Origin of the sequence: Methylosinus sp. R-45379 (genome assembly GCF_001644125.1) — a bacterium.
GTDB lineage: Bacteria > Pseudomonadota > Alphaproteobacteria > Rhizobiales > Beijerinckiaceae > Methylosinus.
In genome coordinates this window covers 92986-114206 of the sequence record NZ_LUUM01000274.1, presented here as the reverse complement: position 1 = coordinate 114206, position 21221 = coordinate 92986, and the positions used below count along the sequence as shown (strand labels likewise).

The window sequence follows — 21221 nt, the reverse complement described above, 5'->3', positions numbered from 1 at the left end:
ATCACAGCGTCCGCTTGATCTCCTCGACGCGATAGCACTCGATGACGTCGCCGGCGCGCATGTCCTGATAGTTCTCGAAAGCCATGCCGCATTCCTGTCCGGACTGCACTTCCTTGACCTCGTCCTTGAAGCGCTTGAGCGTCGACAGCTTGCCCTCGTGGACGACGACATTGTCGCGGATGAGACGCACATTGGCGCCACGCTCCACCGAGCCGTCGGTCACGCGGCAACCCGCCACCTTGCCGACCTTGGAAATGTCGAACACCTCGAGAATCTGCGCATTGCCCAGCATGGTCTCGCGCAGAGTGGGCGCGAGCAGGCCGGACATCGCCGCCTTCACATCGTCAACGAGATTGTAGATGATGTTGTAATAGCGGATTTCAATGCCGCCGCGCTCCGACGCCTCGCGCGCTTCCTTATGGGCGCGCACGTTGAAGCCGATGACGACGGCGTTGGACGCTTCGCCGAGCGCAATGTCGGATTCGGAGATGCCGCCGACGCCCGCATGCACGATGCGCGCGCCGACCTCGTCTGTGCCGAGCTTGTCGAGCGCCGCGACGATCGCTTCCACCGAGCCCTGCACATCGCCCTTGATGACGAGCGGGAACTCCTTGCGGCCGGCGGTCTTCAGCTGGCTCATCATATCGGTGAGCGAGGTGCGGGCGCTGCCGCCGCGCGCGGCCAGCTTGTCGCGACGCTGACGCTCGCGATATTCGGTGATCTCTCTCGCGCGGGCTTCCGTCTCCACCACGGCGACGCGGTCGCCGGCTTCCGGCGTGCCGGAGAAGCCGAGGATCTCGACCGGGAAGGACGGGCCGGCGGTTTGCACCACGACGCCCTTGTCGTCGAGCAGCGCGCGCACGCGGCCCCATTGCGAGCCGGCGACGATGATGTCGCCGACCTCTAGCGTGCCGCGCTGCACCAGCACGGTGGCGACCGGGCCGCGGCCCTTGTCGAGCCGCGCCTCGATCACCGTGCCTTCGGCGGAGCGCTCGGGATTGGCCTTGAGGTCGAGCACTTCCGACTGAAGGGTGATGGCGTCGAGCAGCTTGTCGAGATTGAGCCTCTCCTTGGCGGAGACCTCCACCTCGAGCGTGTCGCCGCCGAATGTCTCCGTCTGCACCTCGTGCTGCAGCAGCTCGGTGCGCACGCGCTCGGGCTTGGCGTCGGGCTTGTCGATCTTGTTGATCGCGACGATGATCGGAACCTCCGCCGCCTTGGCGTGGTGGATCGCCTCGATCGTCTGCGGCATCACGCCGTCATCCGCCGCGACGACCAGGATCACAATGTCCGTGACCTTGGCGCCGCGGGCGCGCATGGCGGTGAAGGCCGCGTGGCCGGGGGTGTCGATGAAGGTGATCGGCGCGCCATTGGGCGCCTTCACCTGATAGGCGCCGATATGCTGCGTGATGCCGCCCGCCTCTCCGGCCACGACATTGGCGTGGCGGATCGCGTCGAGCAGCGAGGTCTTGCCGTGGTCGACATGGCCCATGATGGTGACGACCGGCGGCCGCGACTCGAGCTCACCCTCGGCGTCGGGCTCGTCGAATAGGCCCTCCTCGACATCGGACTCGGCGACGCGCTTGACCGCATGGCCGAGCTCTTCGGCGACGAGCTGCGCCGTATCGGCGTCGATGACGTCGGTGATCTTGTGCAGCGCGCCCTGCTTCATCAGCAGGCGAATCACGTCGACGCCGCGCTCCGACATGCGGTTGGCGAGCTCCTGGATGGTGATCGTCTCCGGGAGGATGACCTCGCGGGTGATCTTCTCCTTCTGCTCGGCCTGGCCGAAGGATTTGAGGCGCTGCGTGCGGCGGCGGAAGGCGGCGACGGAGCGCGTGCGCTCTTCTTGCTCGGACGTCGCGGTGGAGACGGTGAGGCGGCCGCGGTCCTTCTGCGCGCCGCCGCGCGAGGGCGTCGGACGGGGCGGCGGCGGCGGCGCCTTGACGGCGATGACGCCGGCGGGACGACGCACGACGCGCTTTTCGGCGTCTTCCGTCGTGGCGGCGGCGGGGCGCGGCGCTTCTCCGCCGGCGGTCGGAGCCGGACGCGGCTGGGCCGGGCGTGCGGTGGCGGGCGTTAGAGCATGCGGCTCGGGAGCGCCGCCTCCGGCGAGGCGACGGCGCGCCTCTTCCTCGGAACGGCGCTTCGACTCGGCGTCGCGGGCAAGGCGCTCCTCTTCCTCGCGCTTGCGGGCTTCTGCGGCGGCGCGCTCCTCGCGCTCGCGCTCCTCGCGCTCGGCGCGCGCCTTGGCTTCCGCCACCGCGCGGCGGCGATCTTCCTCTTCGCGGGTGCGGGCGTCGACCAGGGCGCGGGCGCGGGCCTCGCGTTCATCGTCGGTCAGCGCGCGCAGCACCATGCCGGAGCCGCGCTTGGGCGCAGGCTGCGGGCGCGGGGTCTCGGCTCTCGGCGGAGGCGGCGGCGGCGCGGCGGCGACAGGAGCGGTCGGCGGCGGAGGCGGCGGCGGGGTCACGGGGGCCGCCGGCGCGGCGGGCGCCGCTGTCGCCGGAGCCGCCGGCTTGGTCTCGACATGTCCGGGCGCGCGACGCTTCACCTTCTCGACCACGACCACCTTGGAGCGGCCGTGGGAGAAGCTCTGGCGCACCATTCCGCCATGCTCGGTCGGACGCTGCTTCAAATGCAACGTCTTCGACGGCGTGACGGTCAGCGTCTTGTCGCCGCTGTTCTCGGTCTCGGTCTCACTCATCCAGTTTCCGATCCTCGGGCTGCGCCTGTTCGGTTACGTCTTTCAGCGGGCCGAGCTCGTCGGTCCGCTCGCTGTTCAGAGTCTGCGCGTCGCCAGATGCGCTCTCGCCTCTATAGGCGGCGAGGCGGCGGCAGCGCGCCAAAAAGGCTTGCGTCGGTCCGCCCGGCGCGAGGGCTGCATGTATCACATTTGTGCGGCCCAAAGCCAAATCCAATTGAAGAGAATCGAACAGAGAGATCGTCTCTGTGACCCTCTCGCCGCATCCGCGCGCCGTGGCCGCGCGCCGCGCCGCCTGGGCGAGCTTGCGCCGTCCATCCGCCGAGCCGTCGCACGCCTCCAGCACAGCGGCGACGGCGCCTTTCTCCAGCGCCTCGCACACCTTGCCGAAGCCGGCGACCACCGCGCCCGCCTTATTGGCCATCGCCAGCGATTGCAGGCAATCGGCCTCCAGCAGCCGATCGACGTCCGCAGGAAGCGACGGCGACGCCGAGACCTCGGCCTTCAATTGGCGCGCGAAAGCGCGCTTCTTCAACGCTTCGGCCACGACATCGGCGCGCGCCGTCACCCAGGCCCCGCGGCCGGGCAGGCGTGACCTTATGTCCGGCGTGAGAACGCCGTCCGGCGCGCGCACGAAACGGATCATCCCCTCCGGCGCGTCGCGCCGGCGGGTGACGATGCAGGTCCGTTCGCTCGCCTCGGCCTCTCTCATTCGCTCGCCGTCTCGTTTCGTCACTGCGCCTCGGTCTGCTGCGCCTCTGCCTGCTGCGCGTCTGTCGGCTCAGCGGCCTCGGTCTCCTCGGCTTCCGCCTCGGGCTCCGGCGCCTCGATCCAGCCGGCGCGCACGCGCGCATCCATGATCAGCGCCTCCGCCTCCTCGCGGGAAAGGTCGATCCCGTCGAGGAAGCCGGTCTGCTTGACCGTCTCGCCATCCTTCTTCTCGGTCCAGCCGACGAGATCGTCCGGCACGCAGCCGGCGAGATCCTCGATCGACTTCACGTCATTCTCGCCGAGCTTGACCAGCATCGCCGTGGTGACGCCGTCGAGCTCCTTCAGCTCGTCGAGCACGCCAAGCTCGAGGCGACGCGCCTCGTTCTCCGCTTCGACTCGCTCGAGATAATTGCGGGCGCGGTTTTGAATCTCGGCGGCGGTGTCCTCGTCGAAGCCTTCGATCGTCGCCAGCTCGCCGAGATCGACGAATGCCAGCTCCTCGACCGATTGAAAGCCTTCCGAAGCGAGCAGCCGGCCGACCACCTCATCGACGTCGATGGCGTTCATGAACACTTTGGTGCGCTCGACGAACTCGCGCTGACGGCGCTCCGATTCCTCGGCCTCGGTCAGAATGTCGATGTCCCAGCCGGTGAGCTGCGAGGCGAGGCGCACATTCTGGCCGCGGCGGCCGATGGCCAGCGACAGCTGATCGTCCGGCACCACCACCTCGATGCGCGCGGAATCCTCGTCGAGAACGACCTTCACCACCTCGGCCGGCTGCAGCGCATTGACGATGAACGTCGCCGCATCCGCCGACCAGGGGATGATGTCGATGCGCTCGCCCTGCAATTCGCCGACCACGGCCTGCACGCGCGAGCCGCGCATGCCGACGCAGGCGCCGACGGGATCAATGGAGGAATCGCGCGAGATGACGGCGATCTTGGCGCGCGAGCCCGGATCGCGCGCGACCGACTTCACCTCGATGACGCCGTCGTAGATCTCCGGCACTTCCTGGCGGAACAGCTTGGCCATGAATTGCGGATGCGTGCGCGACAGGAAAATCTGCGGACCGCGCTGCTCGCGGCGCACGTCATAGACATAGGCGCGCACGCGATCGCCCGGACGGAATGTCTCACGCGGGATCATCTCGTCGCGGCGGATGATCGCCTCGCCGCGGCCGAGATCGATGATCACATTGCCATATTCGACGCGCTTGACAACGCCGTTGACGATCTCGCCGATGCGGTCCTTGAATTCTTCGTATTGGCGGTCGCGCTCCGCCTCGCGCACCTTCTGCACGATGATCTGCTTGGCCGATTGCGCGGCGATGCGGCCGAAATCGAAAGGCGGCAGCGTCTCGGATATCCAATCGCCGACCTGCGCCGCCGGATTGCGCTTGCGCGCGTCCTCGATGGAAATCTGCGTCGCGTCATTCTCGATGAGATCGACGACCAGCAGCAGACGCGAGAAGCGGACTTCGCCGCTCTTCGGATTGATCTCGGCGCGGACCTCGGTCTCCTGCCCATAGCGCGAGCGCGCGGCCTTTTGCAGCGCGTCCTCCATGGAGGCGATGACGATCGAGCGGTCGATCGATTTCTCGCGCGCGACCGCATCGGCGATCTGCAGGATTTCCAACCTGTTGGCGCTGACGGCCATATCTTGCTCCCAAAAACGTCGGCCCTACGCGTCGCCGCGACGGCCGGGTCCGCTGCCTTTTTTCTTGAATCCCGTCTGCACGCCGGCCGGAACCAGCGGCTTGGCCTTAGTGCCGCGCGCCACGGCGAAACGGCCCGGCCCACGGCGGGGCCGCGTATCCTCTTGCGGCGCGGCCTCTTCCTCGCTCGGGCCGTCGTCCTCGAGCTGCGCCTTGCCGGCGCGCAGCGCCTCGCGGATCAGCGCGTCGGTCAGCATCAGTTTGGCCTCGTCGAGATCGCGCAGCGGCATTTGCACGATCTTGTCTTCGTCCGGCGGGGCGTCGTCGCGCTCGAGCGTCACCACGGCGTCGCGGCCGTCTCCCTCGACGGAGACAATATTGCCCCGAAAACGCTTGCGGCCAGAGGCGAGCGGCTGCGTCAGCTCGATCTTCGCCTCATGGCCGATCGCGCGACGAAAATCCGAGACTCGCACCAGCGGGCGATCTATGCCGGGGGAGGACAACTCCAGCCGATAGGCGTCCGAGATGACGTCCTCCACGTCCAGCTCCGGCGACAGCGCCTGGCTCGCGGCCTCGCAATCGTCGATGGTCATGGTTCCGTCGGGACGCTCGGCCATGATCTGCAGAACCATGCCGTTCTGCGAGAGAATGCGCGCACGCACGAGACGAAAGCCGAGCTGCGCCAGCACGGGCTCGGCGGTATGGGCGATGCGCGCCGCAACGCCCGTCTCGCCGCAAAGGCGCGGCTCATCGAGCAGGGAGGGCGCCTCCACGGCGCCGGCGGCGGGCGTTTCTGCCAAGCGGCTCATCCTGTCTTGCGAGAATTTCCGGCCGGTGCAAACAAAAAAGAGCGGGTCCCGGCCGGGCCCCACTCTCAAGCAGCGATCATCCGAGAATGACCGTTATGAGATAGAACGAGGCGCTTATACACCCGGATCGCGCGCCGGCGCAAGAAAAATGCTCGGCGGCGGCGCCTCGGCCCTCCGCCGGGAGCGCCGCCGCGCATCACGCCTCGCCGCCGGCTCGAGAAATTGTTTCGAGACCGCGGAAGAGGCGATAGGCTTTTCACGCCTTGGAGAGAGACGAAATAATGCAAATCCCTTTTTTCCGCGCGCTCGAGGACTCGCAGCGCATTCTCATCGCCGGCTGCGGCGGAGGCTTCGACATCGTCAGCGGCCTGCCGCTCCATGTCTTTCTGCGCAATGCGGGCAAGAATGTCTTTCTCGCCAATCTGTCCTTCGCGCGCGTCGATCTCGCCTCCCGCAAGAAGATCGGTCCCGCGGGGCGGCTCGTCGATCTGGACAGCCATATGCAGGGCTATTTTCCCGAGCGCCATCTCGTCGACTGGCTCGCGGCGCGTGGCTGCGAGCCCAAGGTCTTCGCCTTCGAGAAGACCGGCGTGAGACCGCTGCGGCAATCCTATGAAGCGCTCGTCACGCTGTTGAAGGTCGATACGATCATCCTCGTCGACGGCGGGACCGACAGTCTGATGAAGGGCGACGAGGCCGCGCTCGGCACGATAGAGGAGGACGCTCTCTCGATCGCCGCTGTCCATCAGCTCGAGGGCGTCCGCAAATTTCTCGTCTGCCTCGGCTTCGGCGTCGATCATTATCACGGCGTCTGCCATCATTCTTTTCTCGAGAACACGGCCGAGCTGATCCGTTCCGGCGGATTCCTGGGCTGCGTCTCGGTGTCGCCGGGGACGCCCGAGGGCGACGCGCTGCTCGACGCTGTCGATTATCTCAACGAGCGCCAGCCCAATTCCAAGAGCATCGTGGCCAATTCGATCACCTCGGCGATCCGCGGCGGCTTCGGGAATCGGCACGACACGGAGCGCACCAGGGGGACGGAGCTGTTCATCAATGCGCTGATGGCGCTCTATTGGTGCTATGATCTCGCCGCCGTCGTCCGCGGCATGGGCTTTTACGAGGCGATCGCCGGCAGCGAGAAATTCCACGAGGTGGAGAATGCGATCCGCATTCATCACGCCTACGCAGAGAAGCGAGACTGGAAGAATTTGCCGCTCTGAGGCGTCGGCGAATCCCGCTCACCCGAGCAACGCCGCCAGCGGGGCGATCAGCGGCGCGTCGGCGGGCGGCATTTGCGCCGCATCGAGCTCGCCCGGCCGCATCCAGGCGAGCGTCTGGCCCTCGCGGGCGTGCGGCGCGCCCCGCCAGCGCCGGCAGAGGTAGAGCGGCATCAACAGATGAAACGCCTCATAGGCGTGGCTGGCGAAGGTCAGCGGCGCGAGATCGGCTGTCTCCACCTCTATGCCCAGCTCCTCGGCCAGCTCGCGCACGAGCGCCTGCTCCGGCCGCTCGCCGGGGTCGAGCTTGCCGCCGGGGAACTCCCACAGGCCTGCGAGCTGCTTGCCCTGCGGACGCTGGGCGATCAGCACGCGGCCTTGCGGATCGACGAGCGCTGCGGCGACCACGAGAAGCAGAGACAAAGCGTTTCCCTCAATTGCCGGAGAGCACGACCTCGATCGGATCGGTCTCCTTGCCGGTGACGGTGATCTCGTCGTACATCGCGCCGCCCTCGCTCAGCAAGCCGCCCTTCGGAACCCAGGTGAGCTGCGTCGTCACGAAATAGCGGCCCGGCGCGACCTTGTCGAAGGTGAAGCGGCCGGTCGCGCCCGCCTTGGTCGTGCGCGTATAGGCGGCGTATTCGGCCTCCTGCGTCGGCGTCGGCATGAAGAGGGCGGCGATGAACTTGCGCTTGCCGTAGAATTGCGAGATGCGCGCCTGCGCATAGGCGGTCGCCGGGATGAGCCGCACCACCTCGCCGGCGGCGTAGCGCACATTCATCTTGCCCTGCTGGTCGCGCAGAAAGGCCTGACCCTCGATCGTCGCCTTGCCCTCCTGCTTTATGAAGGCGGCCTCGGCGGCATCGAAGCGCATTTCGGGCGCGGCGCTGTTGCAGGCGGAAAGAGCGAGCGGCGCGAGGGCGATGCAGAGGACGGCGGAACGCATGGGGAATGGCCTCGTTGGGCGAATGCGCGGCCAATGTCGCCGCTTCGTCCGGCCGAGGCAAGGCTCTAGAGTGTTTTCGAGCGAAGTGGGAACCGGTTCCGTGAAGAAAACACGACAGAACAAGGCTCGAGAGTGTTTTAAGGTTTCTTCTCCGGCGGCGAGAGAAAGGCGGCGGCGCAGCTCATTTCCTTGCGCCAATCGACGACATTGCTCCGCTTGTCGTAGCAATTGCGCTTGGTGATCGCTTCCTCGCAATCGGCCCCGCCCATGAACTGATAGGTGACGCAGGCGCCGACGGCGGGCGGAGCCTTCGCGTCCTTCTCGACCGCCGCTTTCTCGGCGGGCTTCGTCTTGCCGGCGGTCTTTTTCCTGGCCTTTTTCACTTTGGCCTTCTTAGCGGGAGCGTCCACGCTCTTCTCCACGACGACGCCGGAGGCGGCGGCGTAGTCGCGCGCCTCCTCATAGGCGCCGGCGCAGGCGGCGAGCGATAATGACAAGCCAAAAGGAGCGATGACCAAAAGCGGATGGCGCGGGGGCATGATCTTCGTCTCTTCGCGAGCGTGTCGCGTCGGCATGAAGTCTAAAAACCGAAACGAAGCGCGTCATCGCGCAATGGCGCCTAGGGGCCGCTGCGTGTCCGCATGCGCGCGCAGCATTTCGAGCACGTCGCGCAGGCTGGCGACGACTGCGAGGCAGAGGGCGCGCTCCTCGGCGGAGGGCTGCAGAACATCGGGGGCCATGATCGTCATTGCGCCGGAGGCGGCGGCCGAGCGCAGCCCGGTCGGCGAATCCTCGAGCGCGAGGCAGCGCCGCGGCTCCTTGCCGAGCGCGCGCGCGGCGCGCAGATAAGATTCGGGATGCGGCTTGCCGCGCAGAACATCGTCGCGCGTCACCAGAGCGGAGAAATGCGAGAGCAGTCCGCAACGGCTCAGATGATGCTCGGCGGTCGGGCGCCGCGAGGAGGTGGCGATGGCGAGCGGAATATTCATCGCCGTGAGATAGTCGACCAGCTCGCGCGCGCCCTCCTTCAGCGGCACGCCGGAGCGCGAGGCGCGGGCGACGAAGGCGCCGCAGGCTTCGATGCAGGCGTCGAGCGGGAAATCGGCGCCGAAGCGCTCGATCATCATCGTCTCGCAATCCTGCATGGGCTTGCCGATCATGCGATGGCAAAACGCCTCGGTGATCTCATAGCCGACGGCGCGGCCGGCGGCGATCCAGGCGTCGACATAGAGCCGCTCCGTGTCGAGCAGCGTGCCGTCCATGTCGAAGAGCACTGCTTCTATAGCATGGGGGAAAACCATAAGTCCGCTTCCTCGCCGCCCGAGCCGAGGCGAGTAGAAGCCGATTCTCGAAACGCTGCGATGACGAACAGGTCACGAGCCCATGTCAGGCGCGCGCTTTCCTTCTCCCGCAGGCGGGAGAAGGAAAGGCTCGGGAGGGAAAACGATCAGCTGCGATAGTCGCCGTTGATGGCGACATATTCCTTCGTCAGATCGCAGGTCCACACGCGCGCGGCGCCGGAGCCGAGGCCGATGTCGACATGGATGGCGATCTCGTCGCGCTTCATGATCTGCGAGACTTCCGCCTCATCGTAATCGGGATCGCGCAGGCCCTTATGGGCGACGCGTATGTCGCCGAACCATATGGCCAGCTTGTCGCGATCCGCGGCCTCGCCGGATTTGCCGACCGCCATCACCACGCGGCCCCAATTGGCGTCCTCGCCGGCCACCGCCGTCTTCACCAGCGGCGAATTGGCGATGGAGAGGGCGATGCGCTTGGCCGCCTTGGGGCTCTCGGCGCCCATCACCGTCACCTCGACGAATTTGCGCGCGCCTTCGCCGTCCTTCACCACCTGATGCGCGAGATCGAGCAGAACCTCGTCCAGCGCGCGGCGGAAATCCTCGAGGCGGCGGTCGCTCGTCTTCTCGATGTGCGGCGCGCCGCGCTCCGCCGCCGCGCCTGTCGCGAAGAGCAGCAGCGTGTCCGAGGTCGAGGTGTCGCTGTCCACGGTGATGGCGTTGAACGAGGTCTGCACCGATTTCGACAAGAGGCTCTGCAGAACCTCGGCGTCGATCGGCGCGTCGGTGAAGACGAAGGAGAGCATGGTCGCCATATCGGGCGCGATCATGCCCGCGCCCTTGGCGACGCCCGCTAGGCGCACCTCGACGTCGCCGAGCTTGGCGACGCGCGTCGAGAGCTTGGGATAGGTGTCGGTGGTCATGATCGCCGAGGCGGCCTCGCGCCAGGCGTCGCCGCGCGCCTCGGCCACGAGCTTGCCCAGCACGGGCTCGAATTTCGTGGCGTCGAGCGGCTCGCCGATGACGCCTGTGGAGGCGAGGAAGATCTGCTTCTCGGGCACGCGGGCGGCGGCGGCGACGAGCTTGGCGGAGAGCTTGGCCGCCTCCTTGCCGGCTTTGCCGGTGAAGGCGTTGGCGTTGCCGGAATTGACGAGCAGCGCCCGCGCCTTGCCGCCCTCGAGCCGCGCCCGGCACCAGTCGACAGGGGCCGAGGGGCATTTGGAGCGCGTGAACACCCCGGCGACCTGCGTGCCCTCGTCGAAGAGGGCGAGCATGGCGTCGGTGCGTCCGGCATAGCGTATGCCGGCCTGCGCCACCGCGAAGCGGACGCCGGCGATCGGCGGAATGTCGGGATAGGTCTTGGGGGCGAGCGGCGAAATGGGGGCGGCCTTGGCCATGGGGCGGTATAGGTCCTGAAAAGCAAGGGGTGGGAGCAGGATGGTGAGCAGTGAGCGGGCGCGGCGAGCGAGCAGGGCGGGCGCGGCGAGCCGCGCTTCCCTACTCCCCGCTCACTACCGCCTCATGACTATTTCTTCTTCTCGGCAGGCTTGGCCTCGACGGGCTTGTCGCCCGGCTTGGCTTCGGCCGCCGGCGGCTCGGTGCGCTCGATCTTGGCGCCCTGGCGCAGCTCGATGATCAGGTCCGACTGGGCCTTCTGCGCCACATAGCGGGAGACCTGGTCGCGCACCTGGTCCAGCGGCGGGAACACCTTCGGGCGCTTCTCGTCCAGCTTGATGATATGCCAGCCGAATTGCGTCTTCACCGGATCGGAGATCTGTCCCGGCTCCATCTTGAAGGCGGCCTCGCCGAATTCCGGCACCATGCGGTCCTTGGTGAACCAGCCGAGATCGCCGCCCTGCGCGCCCGTGTCCTTGGACAGCTCGGTCGCGACCTTGCCGAAATCCTCGCCGCCCTTCACGCGCTTTTGCGCCGCCTTGGCCTCGTCCTCCGTCGTCACCAGAATATGGTGCGCGTGGATCTCGGTCTCGGGCTTTTGATTCTTGGCGGCCTCGTCATAGGTCTTCTTGACGGCGGCCTCGGTGGTGGCGTCCTTGGAGACCTTGCCGAGCAGCGCCTCCATCAGCGCCTTGTCGCGCAAATAGGCGAGCTTCTTGGCGAAATCCGGCGTCTCGCCCAGCTTGTCGCGCTGCGCCTTCTGCACCACGAGCTGCTCGTCGATGAGGAAATCGAGAATATAATTCTCGCGCGCCTTGCCCTCCAGCTGCCGCGGCAGACCAGCCCCGAGATCGTCGAGCGCGATTTTCACGTCTTCGTCGGTGATGTCGACGCCATTGACCTTGGCGAGGACCTTGGCCTGCGCCGGGGCCGCGCCCATCGCCAGCAGAGCGAGGACGCCGATCGCGGCGAGGACGCCCCGGCTGCCGAGACGCGTGGTCTTGAGGTGAGGCATGATGGTCTCCAACAAAAGAGCGACAGGCGGGGAGGCCTGTCGCGAACAGCGTTCCACTAGAGCAAGACTCCGCAAAGGGGAACACGGAAATTTGGGCGCGACGCGCGGCGCCGGCGTCGTCTCGATGGAATTGGTCAAGATTATATTGCAAGGGTCGAGGGTCGCGCAACGCCGCTCGCGCTCGGGCCGGGAGGTTCTTCCGGTTCCGGTCGGGAAAGCTTTAACGATAGCGGTCGCCGCTTCGAGCCTTTGGGAAATATCGTCATGACTCTCGTTCCGCCGCTCCACGGCGAGGCTTCGTCGGCCGCTCTCGAGCAGCGCGTCTACGCCAAGGTCACGCGGCGCGTGCTGCCGCTGCTCTTTCTCTGCTACATCCTCGCTTATCTCGATCGCGTGAATGTCGGCTTCGCCAAGCTGCAGATGGTCGGCGATCTGAAATTCAGCGAGAGCGTCTATGGGCTCGGCGCCGGCGTCTTCTTCATCGGCTATTTCCTGTTCGAGATTCCCAGCAATCTGATCCTGCATCGCGTCGGTGCGCGGCGCTGGATCGCGCGCATTCTCGTCACCTGGGGGCTGGCCTCGGCGACGACAATGCTCGTCTCGACGCCGCTCATGTTCTACGTCATGCGCTTTCTGCTCGGCGTCGCCGAGGCCGGCTTCTTTCCCGGCGCCATCCTCTATCTCACCTATTGGTTTCCCGCCGCGCGCCGTGGCCGCATCACCGCGCTGCTGATGTTGGCGGTGCCGCTCGCCGGCGTCGTCGGCGGCCCGCTCTCGGGCTGGATATTGCAGAATCTCGACGGCGTTCACGGGCTTTCGGGGTGGCGCTGGATGTTCCTCATCGAAGGGCTGCCGTCCATTGTCGTCGGCGCGATCGTCTTTTTCGCGCTCGAGGACAATATCGAAAAAGCCGGCTGGCTGTCGGACCGCGAGAAGAGGCTGCTCGCCGATCATCTCGCCGCCGATCACGCCGCCCATGCGTCCCATTCCTTCCGCGATGCGATGCGCGACGCCAAAGTCTGGATTTTATGTCTCGTCTATTTCGGAATTGTGATGGGGCTCTATGGCGTCGGTTTCTGGCTGCCGACTCTGGTCCAGGCGACGGGCGTCAGCCGGCCGCTCGACATCGGCCTCTTGTCGGCCGCGCCCTACGCCGTCGCCAGCGTCGCCATGCTCTTGGGCGGAATCAGCGCCGATAAATATCGCGAGCGCCGCTGGCATCTCGCTCTGCCTTGCGCATTGGGCGCCGTCGGCCTCGTCGCCAACGGGCTCTTCGCCGCCGACACGGCGACGGCGCTGATCGCGCTCACTGTGGCGAGCGCCGGCACGATGACGGCGCTGCCATTGTTCTGGAGCTGCCCGACCGCCTTTCTGCGCGGCGTCGCCGCGGCGGGCGGCATAGCGCTCATCAATTCGGTCGGAAATCTCGCGGGCTTCGTCAGCCCCTATATGGTCGGCTTCATCAAGGATCAGACCCAGCGCGCCGATTACGGGCTCTATGCGCTGGCTCTGTTCATGGCCATGAGCGCGATGCTCGTCATCATCGCCATTCCGTCGCGGCTCGTCGATCGATGATGAATACAGTCCCCTCATCCTGAGGCGCTTTTTGCGGAACGCAAAAAGCCTCGAAGGATGCTCCAGAAGGCTGCGCGGTCGACCCTTCGAGACGCCGGCTTCGCCGGCTCCTCAGGGTGAGGGCGCTGTTTTGCTTTCAGCGCCGAGAATGGACACGAAAATCGCCCGCGTCGCGCGCTGCGTCTCCACGATCTGCGCCTCGAGATGGGCGATATCCACCGCCTCGCCGCCACGCAGCAGCAGCTCGACGAGGCCGCGCGGCGCATGCGCAGGATCGAAATCATTGTCGATCGAGAGCCGCAGCAATTGCGTGAGGCTCTGATAGAGGCGCGAGGCTTCGATCAATGTCGCCGCTTCGTTCGGGTCCAATAGGGAGAGATCGGAAAGACGCTCCAGCGCCGTCGATGTCATCGTCGAGAGGCACGCCGGATGCGCGTTCGCATGGCGAAGCTGCAAATATTGCGCGATGAACTCCACATCGATCAGCCCGCCCGGCGCCTGCTTCAAATCCCAAAGGCTTCTCGCCGGCTTGTCGCGCTCGAGACGGGCGCGCATGTCGAGGACGTCCTGGCGCAGCTTTTCGACGTCGCGCGGACGCGTCAGCGCGGCGCTGATCGCTTCTTCGACGATCGTCGCGAAATCGCTCGCCCCGGCGACGACGCGCGCGCGCGTCAGCGCCATATGCTCCCAGCTCCACGCCTCATGCGCGTGATAATCCTCGAAGGCTTTCACGCTCACCGCCAGCGGCCCTTTGCTGCCGGACGGCCGCAGGCGAAAATCGACCTCATAGAGCAGGCCCTGCGCCATTGGCGCAGACAGCGCGGAAATGAGCCGCTGCGTCAGCCGCGCATAATAGGCGGGCGCGGCGAGCGGCCGCTCGCCATCCGACTCGGCGTGCGGATCGGCGTCATAGAGCAGCATGAGGTCGAGATCGGAAGCGGCGGTCATCTCGCGTCCGCCGAGCTTGCCCAGCGCGACGACGCAAGCGCGGCCGCCTGCAATGCGTCCATGCGCGCGCGCGAGCTCCGCCTCGACGCGCGGCAGCAGAGCGGCGATGAGGCGTTCGGCGAGTCGCGCATAGGCGAGGCCCGCCTCCGCCACCGAGAGCGCGCCGGTCAGAACGCGCACGCCGATGAGAAACTTCTGCTCCTGTCCGAAGACGCGCGCGGCGTCGAGCGCCTCCTCATAGGAGCGCGTTTCCGCGAGGCTGCGCGCGAGCGCTGCGGCGAGCTCCGATTCATCGGGCAAATGCTCGAAAAAGGCAGGCTCCAGCACGGCGTCGAGCACGCGCGGGCGCCGCGAGATGGTGGCGGCGAGCTTGGGCGCGGCGCCGGTGATCGCCGTCAGCAAAGACAGCAGCGTCGGATTGGCGAGGAGCACGGAAAACAATTGCACGCCGGCCGGAAGCCCGGCGAGCAATTTGTCGAAAGCGAGAAAGGCCCGATCGGCGTTCTCCGTCGCGGCGAGCGCCTCCAGCAGCGCCGGCGTCAGCTCGGTCAGGCGCTCGCGCGCCTTGGTGGAGCGCGTCGCGGCGTAGCGGCCGAAATGCCAGCCGCGTATCGTCTCCGTCACTGTCTTGGGATGCGCGAAGCCGAGACGCGACAGCGTTTCGAGCGTGCCGGGATCGTCCTCGCCGCCGGTGAAGACGAGATTGCCGGTCTGCGAGGAAAGCTGCGGCGCGCTCTCGAAGAGATGCGAATAATGGCTCTGCACCGTCTCGAGATGCGCGACCAGCGCCTGCGTGAAATCCTCGAGCGTGGCGAAGCCGGCCATGCGCGCGATGCGCAGCGCCTCCTTCTCGTCGCGCGGCAGAACATGGGTCTGCTTGTCGGCGACCATTTGAATGCGATGCTCGATATCGCGCAGAAAGACGTAAGCCGCGCGCAGCTCGTCGCGCACGCGCGGCTCGATCCAGCCATTGGCGAGGAGCGCGTCGAGCGTCTCCAATGTCGCGCGGCCGCGCAATGCGGGATTGCGTCCGCCGGTGATGAGCTGCTGCGTCTGCGCGAAAAACTCGATCTCGCGAATGCCGCCGCGGCCGAGCTTGAGATCATGCCCCAGCGCGGCGATCTCGCCATGGCCTTTGAAAGCGTGAATCTGCCGCTTGATCGAATGCACGTCGGCGATGGCGGCGAAATCGAAATTCTTGCGCCAGACGAAAGGAGACAGCTCTTTCAGAAAAGCCTCGCCGGCCGGAATGTCGCCGGCCGCCGCGCGCGCCTTGATGAAGGCGGCGCGCTCCCAATTCTGGCCCATGCTCTCATAGTAAGAGAAGGCCGCCTCGAGCGGTATGGCGATGGGCGTCGCGCCGGGATCGGGCCGCAGCCGCAGATCGACGCGGAACACATAGCCGTCGGGCGTGATCTCCGAGAGAATGCGCACGACACGCTTCGTCATTTTGACGAAGAGATCGACATCCTCGCTCGGCTGCGCGACGCGGGCGCGGGCGCGGTCGAAGAGGACGATGATGTCTATGTCGGAAGAGTAGTTGAGCTCATAGGCGCCTTCCTTGCCCATGGCGAGGAATATCCAGCCGCAGCCGCGCTCCGGCATGCGCTGATCATAGAGCTCGAGCTTGCCGGCGGCGGCGGCCTCGCGCAGCGTGAAGGCGATGGAAGCGGCGAGCGCGGCGTCGGCGAGGCGCGTGAGCGCATCGGTCGCCTGCATCGTGTCCCAGACTTTGGAAAGATCGGCGAGCGCGACCAGCAGCGCGCCCTCCTGCTTGGCGCGCCGCAATGCGCGCATCAGCTCGGCTTCATCCGTGACGCCCTTGGCGGCGTTGCATGTGGCCTCCACGAGCCGCGCGAGGCTGGCGTCGGGCTCGTCGCTCAGCAGGCGCGCGAGCCGGGCGGGATCACGCGCGGACAGCTCGGTGAGAAAAGGCGAGGAGCCGAGGACGCCCTCGAGTAGAGGGCGTGCTTTTCCATGCACAGCGAGAACGGTGGCGAGCGCGCCATCGGCGTCGCTCTCCAGCACGCGCGCCAGCGCGGCCGCGGCTTGCGCATGGTCGATCGGCTCGATGACGCGGAGGGCGCGGGAGAGGAGCGAGCGGGAATTCGTCTGCGTCATTTTCGTCCGTTGCCTGCGCAGCGACGCCTCTCAGAATTGCGCGCTTCCTTCTCCCTCCTGCGGGAGAAGGAGTCGCGCGGCGAGATTCGGCCGAACGCGGCGACGCAAACGCGCGTCACGAAAATTCGATCAGCTCTCGCTCCGTCAGCAGAAAATCCAGCTTCTGGTCGTGCGGCTCGGTCGGCACGGAATCGGTCTCCTGGCAGGCGTAGGCGACGCCGACGGCGACGATGCGCTTCTTGGCGCGCAGCTGAGAGAGCGTCGCGTCATAAATGCCGCCGCCATAGCCCAGCCGATAGCCCTTGCGGTCGAAGGCGGCGAGCGGCGAGAAGACGATGTCGGGCTCGAAGGAGGGCTGCGTCTCGGCCGGCTCGGAGAGGCCGAAGGGACCTTTCATCAGATCGTCGCCGGGCGTGAAGGCGCGGAAGATCAGCGGGCGCTTCACCGCCGTCATCACCGGCAGCGCCGTGGCGATTTTCTCCGCCGCCAGAATCTCCAGCAGAGGGCGCGTGTTCAGCTCGCTGCGGATCGGCCAATAGACGGAGACCACCTCGCCGGTCTCGGAGCCGCGCGGCGCGAATCGACGCACCAGCGCCAGCGCGCGCTCGGCGACTTCGAGCGAGGCGGCGTGCGCCTCCTCATGAGAGACGAGATCGCGGCGGGAGAGCGTCCGCCGGCGCAGTTCGGTCTTGGCGTCGACGGTCATTGGGGCGTTTAATCGTCCGAGATGCAATAGCGCGGGCCGCGTGAGCCGTGGGACATCGATCCCGGGAACCTACAACGTAGGTGGGCGCCGTAGTGACCGAGCCCACGGGCAAGGCCAGGGACAGCTCCCTTAGAGATCGATAAGGCCCCGGGGAATTAAAGTCCGTCACGCACCCCGCAGCGCCGCGAGAGCAATGTAATCCCACGCGGGCGAGAACGCCAGAGGCCGACGTGGCGATGCTTGTGGGCTGGTATCTTTTTTGATACATTGCCCTAATTCTATGACCGAGGCTCTCGAGGCCATTCCCCTCCGCTTCTGGCGGACTCTCGCGGGCCGAGAGCCAGTGCGGGAATGGCTGAATGAATTGCCGCTCGACGATCGTCGCGCCGTCGGGCGCGACATGATGAAGGTCCAGTTCGGCTGGCCGATGGGCCTGCCCTTGTGCCGAGCGTTGAGCGGCGGCTTGTGGGAGGTCCGGTCGTCCTTGCCGAGCAAGCGAGAGGCGCGCGTCTTCTTCGGCTTTCACGAGGGCGCGCTGATCGCGCTCCATGCATTCATCGAGAAGACGCAACGCACGCCGGCGGATGAGCTGACGCTCGCGCGCCAGAGGCTGAAAAAGGTCGCATCATGGTGACGAAAAAGCAAAACCCTGCGCCGGGCGTCGGAGAAAATCCTCACCTCGGCTCGACTTTCGACAGCTGGCTGGACGAGCAGGGCATTCGCGAGGAAGTCACGGCCGCAGCGATCAAGGAGGTGATCGCCGCGCAACTCGCCGCCGAAATGAAGAAGAAAGGAATCACCAAAGCGCGGATGGCCGAGATGATGGAGACGAGCCGCGCTCAGATCGATCGGCTGCTCGATCCGAAGAACGATAGCGCCACGCTCGATACTCTGGTGCGTGCGGCGAAGGTCGTCGGCCGGCGCTTGCGCTTCGAATTGGTGTGACCGCTCACGCGTGCTCGAACGGCCGACGATGCTCGTCATAGGGCCGGCGCGAGTGCTCGCCCCAGCGGGCGAGGCGTTCGATGCGCGTCAGCGTGAACAGGCCGAAGGGCGGCAGCACGCGGCGCTCGGTGAGGCGCATGTCGGTGCGGGAGTCGATCCAGTCTCCGATGATCGACCACGGGAATTGCGGGCGCCAGCCGAGAGTGACGGAAAAGCTCTCGCCGATGAACTCCTCCAGCGCCGACATCGGCCAATCCGGCGAGCTGACATGATTGACCAGCACGATCTCGCCGCCCGGCCGCAGCACGCGGGCGAGCTCGTCCAGAGTCTCCTCCGGGTCGGGTACAACGGTCAGCAGATAGGGCGCCACCACGCAGGCGAAGCTGGCGTCGCAGAAGGCGAGGCGGCTCGCGTCCATGCGGGCGAGGCCGGCGATGTTCTTCAGTCCCTCGCGGGCGACGCGGGCGGAGGCGCGTTGCAGCATAGGCTCGGAGAGATCGACGCCGACGACCCGCGCCTTGTCGCGGAACATGGGCAGCTCGAGGCCGGTGCCGACCCCGACGTCCAATATGCGCCCATCGGCGCGCGAGGCGATCGTCGCCACGGCGCGCCGGCCGGGGCCGAGCATATGGGAGAAGACGAGATCATAGACGGGCGCCCAGCGGGCGTAGGCGGCCTCTATCGCCTGGCGATCGAGGCCGTGCTCGAAGAAATTGAAGCCGGAAACGCCACGCGCATCGCTCATCACGCACTCCGATCGAGCTCGAGCGCCGGCTCTGGCGCGGGGGGCTCCACTTCGGCGTGCGCGATGAAGCCGCCGCCGAGCACACGGCCGCGCGTGTCGTCGCGCTCATAGAAGACGCAAGCCTGGCCCGGCGAGACGCCGAACTCGCCGGTTTCGAACACGACCTCCGCCCCGCCGCCCGGCAGCGGCCGCAGCAGCGCCGCCGTCGGCGGACGGGTGGAGCGCACGCGCGCGGAAATCGGCAGCCCCTCGGCCGGCAGATCGGAAAGATCGCCCGGGCCGATCCAATTCACGTCGCGCAAAGCGACGCGGCGGGTCTCCAGCGCCTCGCGCGGGCCGACGACGACCTGCGCCTTGGCGGCGTCGAGCCGCACGACGAAGAGCGGCTCGGCCGCGCGGCCGGAGACGGCGGCGCCGAGGCCGAGGCCGCGCCGCTGGCCGATGGTGTAATGGATGACCCCGGCATGGCGCCCGAGCACGCGCCCGTCCACATGGACGATGTCGCCCGGCACGGCGGCGCCGGGCGACAGGCGCTCGACGAGATCGGTGTAATGGCCGCTGGGGACGAAGCAGATGTCCTGGCTGTCCGGCTTCTCGGCGATGTCGAGACCGAAACGGCGGGCCAGCTCGCGCACCTCGGATTTGGCGTATTCGCCGAGCGGAAAGCGCAGCATGTCGAGCTGCGCGCGCGTCGTGGCGAAGAGGAAATAGCTCTGATCGCGGGAGGCGTCGAAGGCGCGATAGAGCGCGCGGCCGCCGAAGCCGTCCTCGCGCGAGGCGATGTAATGGCCGGTGGCGAGAGCGTCGGCGCCGAGATCCTTGGCGGTCTCGAAGAGATCGACGAATTTCACGAATTGATTGCAGGCGACGCAGGGAACCGGCGTCTCGCCGCTGGCGTAGCTCTGCGCGAAAGTGTCGATGACGGTCTCGCGGAAGCGGCTCTCATAGTCGAGCACGTAATGCGGAATGCCGAGCCGCGCCGCCACCTGGCGGGCGTCTTGGATGTCCTGGCCGGCGCAGCAGGCGCCCTTGCGATGCGTGGCCTCGCCATGGTCGTAGAGTTGCAGCGTGACGCCCACGACGTCATAGCCTTCCTCGCGCAGCAGAGCGGCGACGACGCTGGAGTCGACGCCGCCGGACATGGCCACGACGACCCGCGTCTCGCCCGGCGGCTTGGGCAGATCGAGGCTGTTGAGTAGGCTGGCGCCGGCCGTCGTCATTTTCTTTGACCGTCCGAAGAGCGTTGCGCGAGAACCGCCGGCGGAAGCTTCAAATCCGCGCCAACGTCTCGCAATTCATTGTAAACCATCATCCGTTCGGCGAGGCAATCCGTCCGAGCCGGGCTCGGCCCTGCCGCCGTCAGTCCCTATCTGCCGCGCGGGCCTGCCCGTTCAAGGCCGAAAGCGGCGTTTTCTGGCGGCCGAAGGCGTCGAAATTGCCGGGATCGAGGAATGCCTCGAAGGCGGCTCGGCGCGCCGGCCATTCGCTGTCCAGCATGGAAAACCAGGCGGTGTCGCGATTGCGGCCCTTGACGATCATATGCTGGCGGAAGAGCCCCTCCGGCGAAAAGCCGAGCCGCAGCGCCGCCGCCTTGGACTTCTCATTGGCGTTGTCGCATTTCCAGACATAGCGGCGGCAGCCGAGCGTCTCGAAGGCGTGGGCGGCGAATAAATATTGCGCCTCGGTCGCCCCGGCGCTGCGCTGCAGAGCCGGGGAATAGAGCACGCCGCCCACTTCGACGGCGCGATTGGCCGGCTCGATGTTCATATAGGACTGGAAGCCGACAGCGCGGCCGTCGCCGTCGAGCACGGCGAACCAGACCGCATCGGTCGCGGCCGCCATTTTCTCGACGGCGGCGCGGAAGGCGGCGCGGTCGGGGAAGGGGCCGATGAAGAGATAGCGCCACAGCGCCTCGCGATCCTCGGCGCGGGGCTGCTCGTGCGTCGCCGCATAGAGATCGTCGGCATGGGCCGCTGCGAGCGGGACGAGATTGGTGAGCCGGCCGGAGAGGCGCGTTCGCGTGGGAGCGACGAAAGGCGCCGAGAGCGGGGCCGGAGGCTGCGGTTGTGACATTTTTGTCTCAGGGTCGAAAGAAGGCGGCTCTGCCGCTTTTATCTCATCGCAGTGGCATGGAACATGCCCTAGCTTCGTCGTCAGAGAGGTTTCGACCGGCCCGAGGATTTGACCTCCAGCGGGGGAGAAAGCGCATGCTCTATTCCGTGATGATCCTCGTCTGCTCGCTACAGGTCTCGCCGAGCGACTGCCGCCCGGAGACGGCGATAGACGTCGTCCGGGGGCCGAGGGTGGCGAGCCAGGCGCAATGCGGCCTCCTCGGGCAGGCGACGATCGCCCGCACGACGCTCGCGCCGCGCGAGGGAGAGGAATATCTCAAGATCGTCTGCCGCCGCGGCGAGGCGTGACGAGAGCAGTGT

The 21221-nt window shown here is 66.8% G+C and carries 20 protein-coding genes and 1 other RNA gene; 5 read left to right on the top strand and 16 right to left on the bottom strand.

Annotation, left to right across the window (positions count from 1 at the left end):
• Position 1: 1 nt before the first annotated feature.
• From infB to rimP, 4 genes are read right to left on the bottom strand one after another with little or no spacing between them, the layout of a single operon-like run.
• Positions 2-2707, bottom strand: coding sequence for a translation initiation factor IF-2 (gene infB / locus A1351_RS17795; RefSeq protein WP_024880977.1), 2706 nt, complete (start codon positions 2705-2707; stop codon positions 2-4).
• Positions 2700-3440, bottom strand: coding sequence for an RNA-binding protein (locus tag A1351_RS17790; protein WP_256388650.1), 741 nt, complete (start codon positions 3438-3440; stop codon positions 2700-2702). Before A1351_RS17790 ends, infB begins: the two co-directional genes overlap by 8 nt.
• A complete protein-coding gene (nusA, locus tag A1351_RS17785; RefSeq protein WP_064033606.1) occupies positions 3437-5071 on the bottom strand; it encodes a transcription termination factor NusA in 1635 nt (544 codons plus the stop codon). Before nusA ends, A1351_RS17790 begins: the two co-directional genes overlap by 4 nt.
• A 24-nt stretch (positions 5072-5095) precedes the next feature.
• Entirely contained in the window at positions 5096-5878 is a 783-nt protein-coding gene (gene rimP / locus A1351_RS17780) for a ribosome maturation factor RimP (protein ID WP_064033605.1), read from the bottom strand.
• Positions 5879-6159: 281 nt separating this feature from the next.
• Between rimP and A1351_RS17775 the strand changes: the two genes are divergently transcribed.
• A complete protein-coding gene (locus tag A1351_RS17775) occupies positions 6160-7098 on the top strand; it encodes a DUF1152 domain-containing protein (protein WP_064033614.1) in 939 nt (312 codons plus the stop codon).
• Between the two features lie 18 nt (positions 7099-7116).
• Here the strand turns inward: A1351_RS17775 and mutT are convergent, their stop codons facing one another.
• From mutT to A1351_RS17745, 6 genes are all read right to left on the bottom strand, one after another.
• The gene (gene mutT / locus A1351_RS17770; RefSeq protein ID WP_064033604.1) at positions 7117-7518 is read right to left on the bottom strand and encodes an 8-oxo-dGTP diphosphatase MutT; all 402 of its coding nucleotides are present in this window, start codon (positions 7516-7518) and stop codon (positions 7117-7119) included.
• A gap of 10 nt (positions 7519-7528) precedes the next feature.
• Positions 7529-8041: a carboxypeptidase-like regulatory domain-containing protein gene (locus tag A1351_RS17765; RefSeq protein ID WP_064033603.1), complete on the bottom strand. Its 513-nt coding sequence runs from the start codon at positions 8039-8041 to the stop codon at positions 7529-7531.
• Positions 8042-8178: 137 nt separating this feature from the next.
• Positions 8179-8538 (bottom strand): hypothetical protein, encoded by a 360-nt coding sequence (locus A1351_RS17760; RefSeq protein ID WP_157096367.1) that lies wholly within the window; start codon positions 8536-8538, stop codon positions 8179-8181.
• Between the two features lie 105 nt (positions 8539-8643).
• The gene (locus tag A1351_RS17755; RefSeq protein WP_024880969.1) at positions 8644-9342 is read right to left on the bottom strand and encodes an HAD family phosphatase; all 699 of its coding nucleotides are present in this window, start codon (positions 9340-9342) and stop codon (positions 8644-8646) included.
• Positions 9343-9488: 146 nt separating this feature from the next.
• Positions 9489-10736 (bottom strand): bifunctional glutamate N-acetyltransferase/amino-acid acetyltransferase ArgJ, encoded by a 1248-nt coding sequence (gene argJ / locus A1351_RS17750; protein ID WP_024880968.1) that lies wholly within the window; start codon positions 10734-10736, stop codon positions 9489-9491.
• 128 nt (positions 10737-10864) lie between these two features.
• The gene (locus tag A1351_RS17745) at positions 10865-11749 is read right to left on the bottom strand and encodes a peptidylprolyl isomerase (protein WP_064033613.1); all 885 of its coding nucleotides are present in this window, start codon (positions 11747-11749) and stop codon (positions 10865-10867) included.
• A 264-nt stretch (positions 11750-12013) separates the two neighbouring features.
• Between A1351_RS17745 and A1351_RS17740 the strand changes: the two genes are divergently transcribed.
• Positions 12014-13324: an MFS transporter gene (locus A1351_RS17740; protein ID WP_064033612.1), complete on the top strand. Its 1311-nt coding sequence runs from the start codon at positions 12014-12016 to the stop codon at positions 13322-13324.
• Positions 13325-13435: 111 nt separating this feature from the next.
• On the opposite strand, the gene A1351_RS17735 is transcribed toward A1351_RS17740, so the two are convergent.
• The 3 genes from A1351_RS17735 to ssrS all read right to left on the bottom strand — a co-directional run bounded on the left by A1351_RS17735 (position 13436) and on the right by ssrS (position 17285).
• Positions 13436-16393, bottom strand: a complete 2958-nt coding sequence (locus A1351_RS17735; RefSeq protein WP_064033601.1) for a bifunctional [glutamine synthetase] adenylyltransferase/[glutamine synthetase]-adenylyl-L-tyrosine phosphorylase — start codon at positions 16391-16393, stop codon at positions 13436-13438.
• A 115-nt stretch (positions 16394-16508) separates the two neighbouring features.
• Entirely contained in the window at positions 16509-17099 is a 591-nt protein-coding gene (locus A1351_RS17730) for a 5-formyltetrahydrofolate cyclo-ligase (RefSeq protein WP_024880964.1), read from the bottom strand.
• 30 nt (positions 17100-17129) lie between these two features.
• Positions 17130-17285, bottom strand: a non-coding RNA gene (gene ssrS / locus A1351_RS17725) — 6S RNA.
• Positions 17286-17442: 157 nt separating this feature from the next.
• On the opposite strand from ssrS, the gene A1351_RS17720 reads away from it, so the two are divergent.
• Together A1351_RS17720 and A1351_RS17715 are read left to right on the top strand one after the other, a co-directional pair.
• On the top strand, positions 17443-17733 hold the full coding sequence (locus A1351_RS17720) for a type II toxin-antitoxin system RelE/ParE family toxin (protein ID WP_083967405.1): 291 nt from the start codon (positions 17443-17445) through the stop codon (positions 17731-17733).
• On the top strand, positions 17727-18044 hold the full coding sequence (locus A1351_RS17715; RefSeq protein ID WP_024880962.1) for a helix-turn-helix transcriptional regulator: 318 nt from the start codon (positions 17727-17729) through the stop codon (positions 18042-18044). The genes A1351_RS17720 and A1351_RS17715 overlap by 7 nt, the downstream gene beginning before the upstream one ends.
• 4 nt (positions 18045-18048) lie before the next feature.
• Here the strand turns inward: A1351_RS17715 and A1351_RS17710 are convergent, their stop codons facing one another.
• The 3 genes from A1351_RS17710 to A1351_RS17700 all read right to left on the bottom strand — a co-directional run bounded on the left by A1351_RS17710 (position 18049) and on the right by A1351_RS17700 (position 20862).
• The gene (locus tag A1351_RS17710; protein ID WP_024880961.1) at positions 18049-18789 is read right to left on the bottom strand and encodes a class I SAM-dependent methyltransferase; all 741 of its coding nucleotides are present in this window, start codon (positions 18787-18789) and stop codon (positions 18049-18051) included.
• Complete coding sequence (gene mnmA, locus A1351_RS17705; RefSeq protein WP_024880960.1) at positions 18789-20009, bottom strand: tRNA 2-thiouridine(34) synthase MnmA; 1221 nt, start codon at positions 20007-20009, stop codon at positions 18789-18791. Before mnmA ends, A1351_RS17710 begins: the two co-directional genes overlap by 1 nt.
• A 139-nt stretch (positions 20010-20148) precedes the next feature.
• Complete coding sequence (locus tag A1351_RS17700) at positions 20149-20862, bottom strand: GNAT family N-acetyltransferase (protein WP_024880959.1); 714 nt, start codon at positions 20860-20862, stop codon at positions 20149-20151.
• 134 nt (positions 20863-20996) lie between these two features.
• Between A1351_RS17700 and A1351_RS17695 the strand changes: the two genes are divergently transcribed.
• Positions 20997-21209 (top strand): hypothetical protein, encoded by a 213-nt coding sequence (locus A1351_RS17695; RefSeq protein WP_024880958.1) that lies wholly within the window; start codon positions 20997-20999, stop codon positions 21207-21209.
• The last annotated feature ends 12 nt before the right edge of the window (positions 21210-21221 follow it).

Bases quoted from the DNA above. Each gene is read 5' to 3' on its own strand.
- infB (WP_024880977.1), bottom strand. From the start codon at position 2,707: ATGAGTGAGACCGAGACCGAGAACAGCGGCGACAAGACGCTGACCGTC.
- nusA (WP_064033606.1), bottom strand. From the start codon at position 5,071: ATGGCCGTCAGCGCCAACAGGTTGGAAATCCTGCAGATCGCCGATGCG.
- rimP (WP_064033605.1), bottom strand. From the start codon at position 5,878: ATGAGCCGCTTGGCAGAAACGCCCGCCGCCGGCGCCGTGGAGGCGCCC.
- A1351_RS17775 (WP_064033614.1), top strand. From the start codon at position 6,160: ATGCAAATCCCTTTTTTCCGCGCGCTCGAGGACTCGCAGCGCATTCTC.
- A1351_RS17765 (WP_064033603.1), bottom strand. From the start codon at position 8,041: ATGCGTTCCGCCGTCCTCTGCATCGCCCTCGCGCCGCTCGCTCTTTCC.
- A1351_RS17755 (WP_024880969.1), bottom strand. From the start codon at position 9,342: ATGGTTTTCCCCCATGCTATAGAAGCAGTGCTCTTCGACATGGACGGC.
- argJ (WP_024880968.1), bottom strand. From the start codon at position 10,736: ATGGCCAAGGCCGCCCCCATTTCGCCGCTCGCCCCCAAGACCTATCCC.
- A1351_RS17745 (WP_064033613.1), bottom strand. From the start codon at position 11,749: ATGCCTCACCTCAAGACCACGCGTCTCGGCAGCCGGGGCGTCCTCGCC.
- A1351_RS17740 (WP_064033612.1), top strand. From the start codon at position 12,014: ATGACTCTCGTTCCGCCGCTCCACGGCGAGGCTTCGTCGGCCGCTCTC.
- A1351_RS17735 (WP_064033601.1), bottom strand. From the start codon at position 16,393: ATGACGCAGACGAATTCCCGCTCGCTCCTCTCCCGCGCCCTCCGCGTC.
- A1351_RS17730 (WP_024880964.1), bottom strand. From the start codon at position 17,099: ATGACCGTCGACGCCAAGACCGAACTGCGCCGGCGGACGCTCTCCCGC.
- A1351_RS17715 (WP_024880962.1), top strand. From the start codon at position 17,727: ATGGTGACGAAAAAGCAAAACCCTGCGCCGGGCGTCGGAGAAAATCCT.
- A1351_RS17710 (WP_024880961.1), bottom strand. From the start codon at position 18,789: ATGAGCGATGCGCGTGGCGTTTCCGGCTTCAATTTCTTCGAGCACGGC.
- mnmA (WP_024880960.1), bottom strand. From the start codon at position 20,009: ATGACGACGGCCGGCGCCAGCCTACTCAACAGCCTCGATCTGCCCAAG.
- A1351_RS17700 (WP_024880959.1), bottom strand. From the start codon at position 20,862: ATGTCACAACCGCAGCCTCCGGCCCCGCTCTCGGCGCCTTTCGTCGCT.
- A1351_RS17695 (WP_024880958.1), top strand. From the start codon at position 20,997: ATGCTCTATTCCGTGATGATCCTCGTCTGCTCGCTACAGGTCTCGCCG.